The following is a 13,136-nucleotide window of genomic DNA, read 5'->3' as shown; positions in this document are numbered from 1 at the left end:
ACAAAACCCCACTCTTTGAGTTACTCGAAAGTAAAGAGTGGGGTCCAATTATCAATATTTAGTAATTATTCTTAACTAAAAGCTAGCTTTTACGCTTCAATACCTGCGTGTCTTAACATCGCATCGATTTGAGGCTCGCGTCCTCTAAAGCGCTTGAATAGCGTCATTGGCTCTTCACTTCCACCCATCTCTAGAATGTTATTTAGGAAGCTTTGCCCTGTCTCTTTGTTGAAGATACCTTCTTCTTCAAAACGAGAAAACGCATCTGCTGATAGGACTTCTGCCCATAAGTAGCTGTAGTAACCCGCGCTATAACCACCAGCAAAGATGTGACTAAAGCTGTGCGAGAAGCGATTCCACTCTAGGCTTGGCAGAACACCGACTTTCGATTTAACTTCCGCTAACGTTTCAAGAACACGTGGGCCGACTTCTGGATCAAATTCCGTGTGCAATGAGAAATCAAACAGACCAAATTCAAGCTGACGCAAAATAAACATCGCCGACTGGAAGTTTTTCGCCGCCATCATCTTATCAAGCATCTCTTTTGGTAGTGCTTCACCCGTTTGGTAATGGCTAGAAATGAATGCTAGCGCCTCTTCTTCCCAACACCAATTCTCTAGGAACTGGCTTGGTAGCTCTACCGCATCCCAAGGAACGCCATTAATACCAGAAACATCACCTGCATCAACCTGAGTCAGCATATGGTGGATACCATGGCCAAACTCATGGAACAAAGTCACGACTTCATTGTGCGTGAACAAGGCAGGTTTATCGCCAACGGGCTTGTTAAAGTTACACGTTAGGTACGCAACCGGGCTTTGCAGCTCACCACTTTCAGTAATACGACGACCACGACAGTCATCCATCCACGCACCGCCACGTTTGTGTTCACGGGCGTACAAGTCTAGGTAGAAGCTACCGCGTAGCTTGTCATTACCATCAAAGATATCAAAGAAGCGAACTGATTTATGCCACGTATCAACGCCTTCACGCTCTTTAACGCTCATACCAAACACACGGTTAAGCACTTCAAATAGGCCGCTGACCGCTTTTGATTCTGGGAAATATGGGCGAAGGTCTTCGTCTGAAATTTCAAACAAATGCTGCTTCTGCTTTTCGCTGTAGTAGCCGATATCCCATAGGTTCAATTCAGTGACACCGAACTCTTTCTCAGCAAATTGACGTAGCTCTTCGACTTCACGTACACCTTGTGGCTTCGCTTTAACCGCTAAGTCATTCAAGAAGCCCAATACCTGCTCTGGTGTTTCAGCCATCTTGGTTGCCAGTGATTTCTCACTGAAGGTATTAAAGCCAAGCATACGCGCGATTTCAAAACGCAGTTTTAGCTGTTCGGCAATTAGTTCGGTGTTGTCCCACTTACCCGCGTTAGGGCCACGATCTGAAGCTCTTGTTACATACGATTGATATAATTCTTCACGCAGCGCTTGGTTATCACAGTAAGTCATAACGGGCAGGTATGACGGTATATCTAGCGTCAGCAAGTACCCTTCAAGCTCTTTTGCTTCTGCCGCCGCCTTAGCTGCTGCAATCGCAGATTCTGGCATACCCGCGAGTTCTTTCTCATCGGTAATGTGTTTGCTCCAACCCATAGTGGCATCGAGAACGTTATTTGAGAACTGAGAGCCTAGCTCTGACATACGCTTACTGATTTCGCCGTAACGATGCTGTTCATCGGCAGGTAGGCCAATGCCTGAAAGTTCGAAATCACGCAATGAATCGGTGATGCACTTTTTCTGAGCTTGAGTCAGTGAGCTAAACTCGTCGCTCGCTTGAATCGTCTTGTACGCTTCAAATAGCCCTTTGTGTTGCCCTACCCACGTGCCATATTCAGATAGGATCGGTAAGCAGCTTTCATACGCTTCACGCAGCTCTTCACTGTTCATAACTGAATTCAAATGGCTCACAGGTGACCATGCGCGGCCTAGCTTATCGTCGACCTCTTCAATTGGTGCAATCAGGTTTTTCCAGCTTGGCTTAGTGTTGTCTTTTAGCACTTGTTCAATTTTCTCACGACAGTCAGCAATCAACTGTTCAACAGCAGGTTTTACGTGCTCTGGCTTAATAAGAGAAAATGGCGGTAAATCGGTAAAGGTCAAAAGCGGGTTCGACATAAACGTTCCTTTTTACGATTGGGCTAATTATAAAGAGAGCAGCATACATGCTTATCTCAGAATTTATTATTTATAGTAAATACTAAATATAGGTAGGTTATGGAAATTTCAATAGTGGCGTATAATCCCCTTAACAGAATATTTCAATTATGCGCACTTCATCGATAAGTGTTTGAGAGTCTAATTTGCTAAGTTATCGCCACAGTTTTCATGCCGGCAACCATGCCGATGTTGTTAAGCACATAGTTCAAAGCTTGATCTTGAACTCCTTACAACAAAAAGATAAGCCCTTCGTTTATCATGATACCCATTCAGGTGTGGGTCGTTACGATCTTACTCACGAGTGGTCAGAAAAAACCAATGAATTTAAACAGGGTATCGCTAGAGTGTGGGCGCAGGATAATATCCCTGAAGATATTCAAAGCTACCTTGAAGCGGTCAAGCAGTTAAACAACGGCGAAGACTTACGCTATTACCCAGGCTCACCGTGCGTTGCTCGTGCTCATATTCGTCCTCAAGATCGTATGGTTCTGACTGAATTGCACCCAAGTGATTATCCTCTACTAGAGCAAGAGTTTCACCGTGACCGCCAAGTCTCTATTTACAAAGAAGATGGTTTCCAACGCTTAAAAGGCAGCTTGCCACCAAAAGAGCGTCGTGGCCTAGTGCTGATCGATCCACCTTACGAGCTGGCAAAAGAGTATCGTGATGTGGTGACTGCAATCGCGCAAAGTCATAAGCGTTGGGCAACCGGCATTTATGCCATTTGGTATCCAGTGGTTAACCGCTGTGACATTGAAGATATGATTGAAGGTCTTGAAGGGCTTGGTATTAGCAAAATTTTGCAAATAGAGTTAGGTGTTTCACCTGATACCAATGAGCGTGGTATGACCGCTTCGGGCATGATCGTTATCAACCCTCCATGGAAGCTGGAAAGCCAAATGAAAGAGATTCTTCCTTTCTTAAAAGAGGCGATTGCACCAGCTACAGGACACTTTAAAGTCGACTGGATTGTACCTGAATAGCAACAACTTAAACTCAATCATAGGCATGCATCGTCACCGGTAGGCGGCATGCCTTAGTTCCTCTATCCACTCATAATTCTTAATTCTAAACATTCCCCCTACCTATTAAGCTGATTAATCGTTATTTCTCATCATCATTGTGACTTTTTTCCATTAGCTAAAGTTGTTAGATTCGATTTATAGTAGGGGTAGCAAATTCTAACTAAACAGCGTGGTGATATTGAGTTCTTAACTCACGCCCCCAATGTATTGGTTACTCAACGTCTTAAAATAACAAGCTTTCGGAGAACGTAATGGCAACGCATTTTGATTATATCTGTATCGGTGGTGGTTCTGGTGGTATTGCATCAGCAAACCGTGCTTCTATGCATGGCGCTAAAGTGGCACTTATCGAAGCTCAAGATCTTGGCGGCACGTGTGTAAACGTGGGTTGCGTACCAAAGAAAGTGATGTGGCATGGTGCTCAAGTTGCTGAAGCAATTAACCTATATGCAGAAGACTACGGCTTTGATGTTGATTTAAAAGAATTCAAATGGAACAAGATGATTGAAAACCGCCAAGCGTACATTGGCCGTATTCATCAATCTTACGACCGTGTACTTGGCAATAACAAAGTACACGTCATCAAAGGCTTCGCAACGTTTGTTGATGCAAAAACTGTTGAAGTTAACGGTGAGCAATACACAGCGGATCACATCCTTATTGCCGTAGGTGGTCGCCCAACGATTCCAAATATTCCTGGCGCAGAGCACGGTATTGATTCTAATGGTTTCTTCGACCTTATGGAGCAACCAAAGCGTGTTGCTGTTATTGGTGCGGGTTACATTGCGGTTGAAATCGCTGGCGTTCTTCACGCCTTAGGAACAGAAACTCACCTGTTCTGTCGTAAAGAGACTCCTATTCGTAGCTTTGACCCAATGATCATCGAAACGCTAGTCGAAGTTATGGCAGCTGAAGGTCCGACTCTGCACAACAACTCTGTGCCAAAAGAGATTGTTAAAGAAGCCGATGGCAGCCTGACGCTTCACCTAGAGAACGGCAACAGCAAAAATGTTGATGAAGTGATCTGGGCAATTGGCCGTCACCCAGCAACAGACGCAATCAACCTAGAAGTAACCGGCGTTGAAACTAACGACCGTGGCTACATCAAAGTTGATGAGTACCAAGAGACAAACGTTAAAGGTGTCTACTGTGTTGGCGACATTATGGAAGGCGGTATTGAACTGACCCCTGTTGCGATTAAAGCGGGTCGTCAACTCTCTGAGCGTCTGTTCAATGGTCAAACTAACGCGAAAATGGACTACAACCTAGTTCCTACGGTTGTCTTCAGCCACCCACCTATCGGTACGATTGGTCTTACGACTCAAGAAGCGGAAGAGCAATACGGAAAAGACAACATCAAGGTTTACACGTCTGGCTTTACGGCGATGTACACAGCCGTCACTAAGCACCGTCAACCTTGTAAAATGAAGCTAGTGTGTGCAGGCGAAGACGAGAAAGTTGTTGGCCTACACGGCATTGGTTTCACAGTTGATGAAATGATCCAAGGCTTTGCTGTTGCAATGAAGATGGGCGCAACGAAAGCTGACTTTGATGCAGTTGTAGCGATTCACCCTACGGGCAGTGAAGAGTTTGTAACGATGCGTTGATCGTCAGATAGACTATAAGGAAAGGGCTTAAGTTTTCACTTAAGCCCTTTTTTATTGACACAAATTTCTAATCTAGGGGGATTTGAAGCGCATCGTGTCTATTTAATTGATTCCCATATAAGTGCAAGTCGAAATGAAAGACTTAAGTAAGGTCACTGCCGTTGCTCGCGATCACTTTTTTATACCAGTGGAATGATTTTTTAGGAATGCGATTTAGTGTACCGCCACCAAGGTTGTCACGATCAACGTAAATAAACCCGTAACGCTTAGTCATTTCACCTGTTGATGCGGCAACAAGATCAATACAACCCCATGGAGTAAAGCCCATAAGAGGTACACCATCGGTCATCGCATCGTGCATCGATTCAATATGCTGACGCAAGTAATCGATGCGGTAACCATCATTAATTTCGCCATTGTCTTCGAGGGTATCTTTAGCACCCAAGCCATTCTCCACTAGAAAAAGCGGCTTTTGATAACGGTCATACAGCGTATTCATAGTGATACGAAGGCCAGTAGGATCGATAACCCACCCCCAATCACTCGCCGGAAGATGTGGGTTCTTAATTGACTTCACGACGTTAGCTGCACTGGTGTTGCCTTCATTCATATCAGCAGACGCACAACGAGACGCATAGTAACTAAATGAAATAAAATCGACGGTATTCTTTAAGATTTCGAAGTCTTGTTCTTCCGTTTCCAGTACCACACCTTTTTGTTCGAAGACTTTCTTAGCGTATGACGGATAGTAACCGCGCGACTGCACATCAATAAAAAATAGATTTTCACGATCTTTTTCCATAGCCGTTAATACATCTTGTGGCTTACAAGAGTAAGGATAAAAGTTACCACCAGCGAGCATACAGCCCACTTGATTTTGCTCATCCACTTCATGAGCAATTTTAGTCACTAAGGCACTCGCAACTAATTCATGATGAGCCGCTTGGTACTTGACCTGATCGTGGTTCTCACCCTCTTGAAATAGCAGACCAGCACCAGAGAACGGACTGGCTAACAGGATGTTAATTTCATTGAACGTTAGCCAATATTTTACTAGCCCTTTGTACTGTTCAAAACAGGTGCGAGCATAGCGGCTAAAGAACTCGATCATCTTACGATTTCGCCACGAGCCATATTCATTAACTAAATGCATCGGGACATCGAAATGGCACAGAGTCACCAGCGGCTCAATGCCATACTTTTTACACTCTTCGAATACGCCGCGATAGAAATCTAACCCCGCTTGATTCGGCTCAAGCTCATCACCATTTGGATAGATTCGGCTCCAAGCAATAGACATACGAAAGACTTTAAAACCCATCTCAGCTAGCAGGGCAATATCTTCTTTGTAACGGTGGTAGAAATCGATCGCGTTATGGCTAGGGTAAAATTCATCTTCGCTTAGCTCAACGTGGTCAACCTGACCGAGTTTGATTGGCATACGGTTTTCGCCATATGGAATCATATCGACAGTAGTGAGCCCTTTTCCACCGGCTTGGTGAGCGCCCTCAGATTGGTTGGCAGCAATAGCGCCACCCCATAGAAAGTCCTGGGGAAATTGTATCTTTGACATAGTATCCTCTAAATCGCAAAAGCCACCTTATGGTTTAAGGTGACTTGTTTATTAAGTTGCGTAGCGAAACGTACTGTTTACCTAGGCGGTGATAGGCGAAGTTTTGATGTTGTCTTTGCTACTCTGCTCAGACTCTTCTTTTGCTGATGTAGTATCAGAATCAGCCTCATCTTCAGGAATATCGTCAAAACCCAGAACGAGTGTTAATACAAATGAAAGTACGATGGACAGTGCAATCAGAGCAAAGACCCAAACGATACTCATAGGATCATTTACATCGAAAAACTGCACACTCGTAAACAGACTTGGTGCCGCCATTGAGTGACTCGCTAGCCCCGCCATACCGGCAAGCGCACCCACAATGAAACCAGTAATCATAGTTGCGATAAGTGGGCGCTTAAGACGTACAAGAACACCATAAAGCGCAGGCTCAGCAATGCCCGCAAAGATAGCCGAAGCACCCGCAGCCATAGAAGTTTGTTTTAATGCACTATTTTTTGTTTTGTATGCAACAGCTAAACACGCGCCGCCCATACCTATATTCGCGCCAATTTCAGACGGCATCACCATACTTTCACTGCCTGTTTCCGCGATGGTTTGAATAATGGTAGGAGTGAAAACACGGTGCATCCCGGTTAGAACAAGTAGTGGCCAAAGTGCCCCCATAATTGCGACCGATAGCCAACCTAAAGTGCTGTAGATAGTGTAAACAAGTGCAGATAAAGCTGTACCAATCCAAATACCAAATGGGCCAATAAGAACAATCGCGATCGGTGCGGAAATTAATACAATCAGCATTGGTTTTAAGAAATTTTTCGTCACCGCCGGTGTGATGCTATCTACCCAACGTTCAATGTAAGAGAGCACCCATGTCATAACCAGTACAGGAATAACGGTGTAAGTGTATTTCACGGAGGTGATTGGGATACCAAAGAAGTCAACATGCTGACCTTGCGCCGCTTGCTCCATCAATTCCATGAAGTTCGGGTGAATAAGTACACCGGCAATCGCAATAGACAACGACATATTGGTCTTAAATTTAATCGATGCTGACGCTGCAACCATCACAGGCAAAAAGAAGAAAGCACCATCTCCAATCGCATTCAAAATGATCAACGTCGGCGTATCTGATTCCATCCAGCCGGTCATGAGAAGCACCATGGCGAGGAGTTTCACCATCGAGCCACCAATGATGGCAGGAATCAATGGAGACATGGTGCCAACAAGCGCATCTAGCATTTTCGCCCCAACAGATTTTGCTGTTAGTTTCTCTTTTTTAGCGGGTGTTGCCGAAGTCGGTGCAGAAGACATACTACAGAGAGCCATAATTTCATCATGTGCATAGGAAACTTCATTACCAATGATGACCTGTACTTTGTCACCGTTATCAACCACCCCCATAACACCTTTAACTGCCTTGAGTTTAGCAATATCGACACTCTCTGAGTTATGCACTACAAATCGTAATCGAGTCATACAGTGTGTGAGAGCCGAGACATTGTCTTTCCCACCCAAATATTTCACAACAGATTGCGCTATTGCTCGGTAATCATTGGCCATTCTTATCCCTTAAAAAAGTTAATTCCAGTGACAGTAAACTAGCGTCAATATCAATCCTCTCGATACGCCACTTCGCTATATGTAACTAGACACTCAAAGTTATCGGTAACATGTTACCGATAACATCAATAGGATAAACTGGAAACTTAAATAAAGAGTGAGAAGTGGGATCAAGCACAAACTTATACAGAAGGGTATGAAACTAATGACAATGAAGTCATAGCCTTAAAAGTTACATCGGGTGAAATGAGGGGAGCGTTATCGTCGACTGATAAACTTTAGTACCCAACCAACGTCACCTTCCCAAGTTCCGACTCCCCTATTTGGCAAGAGAAATCGACGCGCTCTTCTGGACCTTTGGCATAGAGTTTTTCTAATTTTTCAAACGTATGCGGCAATAAACTCACACTCTTTAAGCGTAAACTTTTCTTAGTGCGATTATCCAAAAATGCTAAAGCTGTATCCGTCATCGTCTTATGGCAGGAATCTAATATCTCTTTGCTGACCACTTTACTCTCGAGGGCATGCTTAATATCTGAATCAGAGATGCTTTTATTACTTTTAGCGAACAAACAAATTGCCTGAAGATCGAGTAGTGCGATGGTTTTTGGTTTTTGATTTTCACTATCAACATACATGGCCATTAAACACGGCAATTTACTTTCATCAAACTCTTGTGGGTGGATCATGAACAACGTCATATCTTTAGAGACAATACGCTGCATGTGTTTTTCTAACGTAGAGACCTGAGGAAGTGCGAGATCACCCTGATACTCCGTTGGGTCAGCCAGCATCCCCTTATCACCAATAGTTGTCGTCAATGGGCGAAGCTTTTTATGCAAGTCTTCATCATCAAAAGGCTTTGAGAGAACAAACAGTGCACCTGCTTTCTGCGCTTTTACAATCATTTGCTCATCATCAACCATAGTAATCATGGCGATCTTAATATCAGGACTCATCTGAGCAATAATTTCCACCAGTTCTAGCCCCGACATTCCCGGCATATACCAGTCGGTTAAAATGATATCTGGTTTCCATTCTTCAACGAGCACCAGCGCCTCTGCCGCATTATCGGCTTTATTGATCGATAGCCGCTTGTAGGGATATGTTTCAAGCGCACGTCGCACAATTTCTAACGTCGCTTTACTGTCATCAACAATCAGAACTTTCACTATTTCTCATCTAATCTCGTTGTAACCTGTTCAAAGTATAGGCACAAATTTTTATAACAACTAAACTTACAACCTAAGCAAGTCATTGCAAAGGATGATAAATATGTCGATAGCGGATTTACTGACAGAAGAAATACTTGGAATGCTCGCCATTGATCTTGGCTTAGTGATCCTATCTGGTTGGTTCATCATTCTGCTGTTAATCATCCGTGAGTTTCGAAAATTCGCTAGAGGCTTTACTTCTGAAAATAAAGGCATGGATGATAATACACTACACATGTGCCAGCAATCCGTTGATAACGCTCTAAATTATGCCTCAGAGAACAACGATACATTAACTGACTTAATCCAACTTCAGCAGGCTCTAGAAAGCCAAATGGCACTGCTTCGCAGCTCAACCGCACAGCATATTAGCCCTGAAGAACAAGCCTCCATTGACGACTTAAACCTAAAACTCAATAAGTCACACCAACTTATCCGCAAGCTTAAAGGCGATCTAGATAAAAGTGTGAAAGGGCTAAGAGTAACGAGAAAAAAACTGTTTAACCAAAACGATACCGTTGAAGGATTACGTGAAGAGAACGCCGCATTAGAAAAAGATTTCGAAAAACTCGAACAAGAGTACATTCAAATCAGCCAAGCGGGTGGCTTTCAAGATTTAGCTATGCAATATCAAACAGAGAAAGAAGAGCTACTTAATACTATTGAAGAGTTGAAGCAACAGGAGCCGCAAGGTTCAAGTGAAGACGTTGAAGCCATTAAGCAAGAACTAGAACAGGCTCAACAACAGTTGCAGCATTTAGGGAAAGAGAAAGATTTCGTCGAAAGCAAATATCTGGACCTATCTAAAAAAATGGATGCTGATAAATCCGAATAACCTACCATCGATATTAACGATAATTATCCCTATTTAACGCACAACACATTTAATAGTGAAGTGCCTTTCAGTTGGCTGATCTTACCGCTAGTGAACATCCCTTTTCGCTCAAAACCCCAGTAAGGCAGGTGCATCGGCCAATTATCACCTTCCATAACTTTCGCTTCTAACAATGTTGTCCACTCATGCTCAAGTGGCAAGCGCATGCCCATAGAATTGCAAACCTCAGTTGCCGCCGTATAACTTAAGCGATTCCACGGCAGACCATGCTCCATATAAAATTGCCCATCTTCCATGTTGGTATAAGGCACTCGGTACTCTAGAGACTCAACCGTCGCCTTTAGGCGCACTACAGTCTTCTCTGAGCTGCTCTCCTCTACTTTAGATGCCGTTACCGCCATAACTGGAGCGCCAATAGTCGAGGTCTTCTGAGCGGTTTTCTCACTTTTCACTGGAGCAACCTTCAATGGCGTATCTTTGGCAGCATTACTGGCTTGTGCATTTTTACGAACTTCACGAATAAACGCTTCTTTATAAGCGGATTCCGTTCTTACCTTCCGTAGTTCCTGCGTTGCTTTAGCAAAATCATTATAAGGGCCAATCAAACAACGGTGCCCTTTCTCTTCAGGTTTTAACCAAACGTCAGTGGAGATATGCTGATAAATACTTTTCGCTTTAGCTAGGGGGAGCGGTTTAGAAAGCACACCACATTGAATCCAAAAGCTCGATTGATTCCCTTTCGGTTTTTGATTACCCCAAAGCCCCTTACCTATTGGGCAGGCGCTATCTAAAACCGGCAACTTGCTCGTCGATGCTTGGGTGGCATCACATAAGAATTCTTCTGCTGAAACTGAGTGAGAAATAAATGGGAGAGACAGAGCGACCATACTCAAGAACTTCACTCCGATCATTCTAGGCTTGATTACCAACTTCGTATCCATACTTCATTAACCTTTAATCGTCTTGCCTTGGTTAGCTCATTTGAGGCTGTATAGCTAAATTGAATGCAAAAAAAGAGCCGTAATAACTTACGGCTCTAGTTTAGTTAGATTTTCGAATAAAAATCAATCGGTGCGGATCACCCTTTGTAGATTTTAGGGTTGAATACATCACGTAACCAATCACCCAGTAGGTTTATCACCAATACCAAGGTAATAAGTACAACACCAGGGAAGGCAGTAATCCACCACGCACCGGAGAAGATGTAGTTAAAGCCAGTACTAATTAGAGCACCTAGCGATGGCTGATCAACTGGAAGACCCAATCCAAGGAATGACAGCGCGGCTTCTGACATAATCGCGTTAGCAATCTGAACCGTTGAAATAACCAAAATTGGAGATAAACAGTTTGGCAAAATATGGCGGAACATGATGCGTGGCGCTTTAAAGCCCATCACACGAGCAGCTTCCACATACTCTTTCTTCTTTTCAGCCAGTACCGAGGCACGAATAGTACGCGCATACTGAGGCCACTCTGCCACACCAATGATCACAACTAGCATCACCACCGCGTATTGGCTGTAAAAGTCACTACCAAAGCTCGCCTTAAAAATAGCCGAAACAATGATTGCGACCATCATGGTCGAAAACGAAAGCTGAACATCAGCAAAACGCATTAAGAAGCTATCAATACGGCCACCGAAATAACCCGCTGATAGACCAATAATAATACCTAACGTTAGCTGTAGACCAACGGCAAGAAAGCCGATAGTCAAAGAGAGACGTGACCCATAAAGAATCGTCGATAAAATATCGCGCCCTTGTTCATCCGTTCCCAGCAAAAAGTTCGAATCACCGTCTTCCATCCAAGAAGGTGGAAGCTCTGAATCCATGATATCGATAGACGAAAGATCATACGGGTCCGTTGGCGATAAAATAGGTGCCGCCAATGCCAGTGTTAAGAACATCATAAAGATGGCAAAGCTGGTCATCGCAACTTTATCGCGCAAGAAGTAATACACGATGTCTGAATTTTTAAAACGCTCCCAACGACTCGGAGCTGTGGCTACTTCATTCATCTTAAGATCCTTTGCCCGTTAGGTTTACTGTTGGGTTAATCACACCGTAGAGCAGATCAACAATGGTATTGGTAACAACAAAGATAAGCCCAACGAAAATAACGTAAGCCGTAATAAGTGGCGTATCAACACGGTTGATCGCTTCTAAGAATAGGAAACCTGTTCCCGGCCACTGGAATACCGTTTCAGTCAAAATGGTGTAAGCCACCATAGTACCAATTTGAACACCACCCACCGTTAGTACCGGTAACATGGTATTTTTCAGTGCGTGTTGGTAATAGATTTTATTCAGTGCAAGCCCTTTCGCTTTACCGAATTTGATGTATTCAGAGCTTAGTACTTCAAGCATTTCAGAACGTACCAATCGAATAAACAGTGGCAACATAATCGATGCAAGAGCAACACAAGGCAGAATCAAATGGCGAATGCCATCAATGGTAAAGAAACCAGATTGCCAGCCAAGAACATTAGCCGTTTCGCCTCGTCCATACGAAGGTAACCAGCCGAGTTCTATAGAGAACACATACATCAACATGATGGCAGTAAGGAAAACAGGAACGGAAATACCGACACTACTGAATGCCATTACAACTTTAGTGAAAACGCTTTTGGGATGAATAGCAGAGTAGACACCCAGAGGAATAGAGCAAACCACTATAATAATGGACGCACCAAATACGAGCTCTAATGTTGCTACCAGCTTATCTAAAATGACATCAACCGCTGGTCGCTTGAAGAAGTAAGATGTGCCTAAATCACCTTGCAAGGCAGCCGTAATAAAACGGGTATATTTTGTAACGAAGGGATCATTTAAGCCTAGCTCATCTCGCAGCGCTTGACGCTCAGCTTCTGAAACCGACTGACCTACAAGCTCACGCAGCGGATCACCCAAATTATCTTGAATGGAAAACGCCACCAAACTGATCACAAACATCACTATCAGTGCCTGAAACAGGCGATTGACCAGAAACGAAAACATTCCTTGCCCCTTTTTAACTATCCATGATTTTCTACTCAATATAAGTAGAAACAAAAAATCCAGTCTTAAAAATGGCACCTAGCCGACTGAAACAAAGCTAAATGCCAAAAATTAACTAGGCACCCAATGCACTATTTTCAATTTACAATCTT

General features: G+C 43.6%; 10 protein-coding genes. 3 read left to right on the top strand and 7 right to left on the bottom strand.

What is annotated here, in order from left to right:
• Positions 1-89: 89 nt before the first annotated feature.
• The gene (prlC, locus tag L4C54_RS21925) at positions 90-2,132 is read right to left on the bottom strand and encodes an oligopeptidase A (protein WP_428809798.1); all 2,043 of its coding nucleotides are present in this window, start codon (positions 2,130-2,132) and stop codon (positions 90-92) included.
• Between the two features lie 185 nt (positions 2,133-2,317).
• Here prlC and L4C54_RS21920 point away from each other — a divergent pair, with 185 nt between their 5' ends.
• Both L4C54_RS21920 and gorA read left to right on the top strand, forming a co-directional pair.
• Positions 2,318-3,157: a 23S rRNA (adenine(2030)-N(6))-methyltransferase RlmJ gene (locus L4C54_RS21920; protein WP_428803683.1), complete on the top strand. Its 840-nt coding sequence runs from the start codon at positions 2,318-2,320 to the stop codon at positions 3,155-3,157.
• A 293-nt stretch (positions 3,158-3,450) separates the two neighbouring features.
• Positions 3,451-4,806, top strand: a complete 1,356-nt coding sequence (gene gorA, locus L4C54_RS21915; protein WP_428809797.1) for a glutathione-disulfide reductase — start codon at positions 3,451-3,453, stop codon at positions 4,804-4,806.
• Positions 4,807-4,948: 142 nt separating this feature from the next.
• Here the strand turns inward: gorA and ascB are convergent, their stop codons facing one another.
• The 3 genes from ascB to L4C54_RS21900 all read right to left on the bottom strand — a co-directional run bounded on the left by ascB (position 4,949) and on the right by L4C54_RS21900 (position 9,111).
• Complete coding sequence (gene ascB, locus L4C54_RS21910; RefSeq protein WP_428803685.1) at positions 4,949-6,379, bottom strand: 6-phospho-beta-glucosidase; 1,431 nt, start codon at positions 6,377-6,379, stop codon at positions 4,949-4,951.
• An 81-nt stretch (positions 6,380-6,460) separates the two neighbouring features.
• Positions 6,461-7,939, bottom strand: coding sequence for a PTS cellobiose/arbutin/salicin transporter subunit IIBC (gene ascF, locus L4C54_RS21905; protein WP_428803686.1), 1,479 nt, complete (start codon positions 7,937-7,939; stop codon positions 6,461-6,463).
• 278 nt (positions 7,940-8,217) lie between these two features.
• Positions 8,218-9,111 carry a response regulator gene (locus L4C54_RS21900; RefSeq protein WP_428809796.1) on the bottom strand — a complete coding sequence of 298 codons (894 nt, stop codon included), beginning with the start codon at positions 9,109-9,111 and terminating at the stop codon, positions 8,218-8,220.
• A 103-nt stretch (positions 9,112-9,214) separates the two neighbouring features.
• Between L4C54_RS21900 and L4C54_RS21895 the strand changes: the two genes are divergently transcribed.
• Positions 9,215-9,988: a chromosome partitioning protein ParA gene (locus L4C54_RS21895; RefSeq protein ID WP_428803688.1), complete on the top strand. Its 774-nt coding sequence runs from the start codon at positions 9,215-9,217 to the stop codon at positions 9,986-9,988.
• A 29-nt stretch (positions 9,989-10,017) separates the two neighbouring features.
• Here L4C54_RS21895 and L4C54_RS21890 read toward each other — a convergent pair whose 3' ends face one another.
• From L4C54_RS21890 to L4C54_RS21880, 3 genes are all read right to left on the bottom strand, one after another.
• The gene (locus L4C54_RS21890) at positions 10,018-10,929 is read right to left on the bottom strand and encodes an SPOR domain-containing protein (RefSeq protein ID WP_428809795.1); all 912 of its coding nucleotides are present in this window, start codon (positions 10,927-10,929) and stop codon (positions 10,018-10,020) included.
• A 137-nt stretch (positions 10,930-11,066) separates the two neighbouring features.
• Positions 11,067-12,005 (bottom strand): ABC transporter permease, encoded by a 939-nt coding sequence (locus L4C54_RS21885; RefSeq protein WP_428803690.1) that lies wholly within the window; start codon positions 12,003-12,005, stop codon positions 11,067-11,069.
• A 1-nt stretch (position 12,006) separates the two neighbouring features.
• Positions 12,007-12,984 (bottom strand): ABC transporter permease, encoded by a 978-nt coding sequence (locus tag L4C54_RS21880; RefSeq protein ID WP_428803691.1) that lies wholly within the window; start codon positions 12,982-12,984, stop codon positions 12,007-12,009.
• Positions 12,985-13,136 lie beyond the last annotated feature (152 nt).

Origin of the sequence: Vibrio lamellibrachiae, from assembly GCF_050337265.1 — a bacterium.
In the GTDB taxonomy this organism is placed as follows: Bacteria; Pseudomonadota; Gammaproteobacteria; order Enterobacterales; family Vibrionaceae; genus Vibrio; species Vibrio kyushuensis.
The sequence above is the reverse complement of the archived record's forward strand: the minus strand, read 5'-3'. Positions and strand labels throughout refer to the sequence as shown.

Coding starts and splice junctions, on each gene's coding strand:
- ascF (WP_428803686.1), bottom strand. CDS start 7,939: ATGGCCAATGATTACCGAGCAATAGCGCAATCTGTTGTGAAATATTTG.
- L4C54_RS21885 (WP_428803690.1), bottom strand. CDS start 12,005: ATGAATGAAGTAGCCACAGCTCCGAGTCGTTGGGAGCGTTTTAAAAAT.
- ascB (WP_428803685.1), bottom strand. CDS start 6,379: ATGTCAAAGATACAATTTCCCCAGGACTTTCTATGGGGTGGCGCTATT.
- L4C54_RS21890 (WP_428809795.1), bottom strand. CDS start 10,929: ATGGATACGAAGTTGGTAATCAAGCCTAGAATGATCGGAGTGAAGTTC.
- L4C54_RS21880 (WP_428803691.1), bottom strand. CDS start 12,984: ATGTTTTCGTTTCTGGTCAATCGCCTGTTTCAGGCACTGATAGTGATG.
- gorA (WP_428809797.1), top strand. CDS start 3,451: ATGGCAACGCATTTTGATTATATCTGTATCGGTGGTGGTTCTGGTGGT.
- prlC (WP_428809798.1), bottom strand. CDS start 2,132: ATGTCGAACCCGCTTTTGACCTTTACCGATTTACCGCCATTTTCTCTT.
- L4C54_RS21895 (WP_428803688.1), top strand. CDS start 9,215: ATGTCGATAGCGGATTTACTGACAGAAGAAATACTTGGAATGCTCGCC.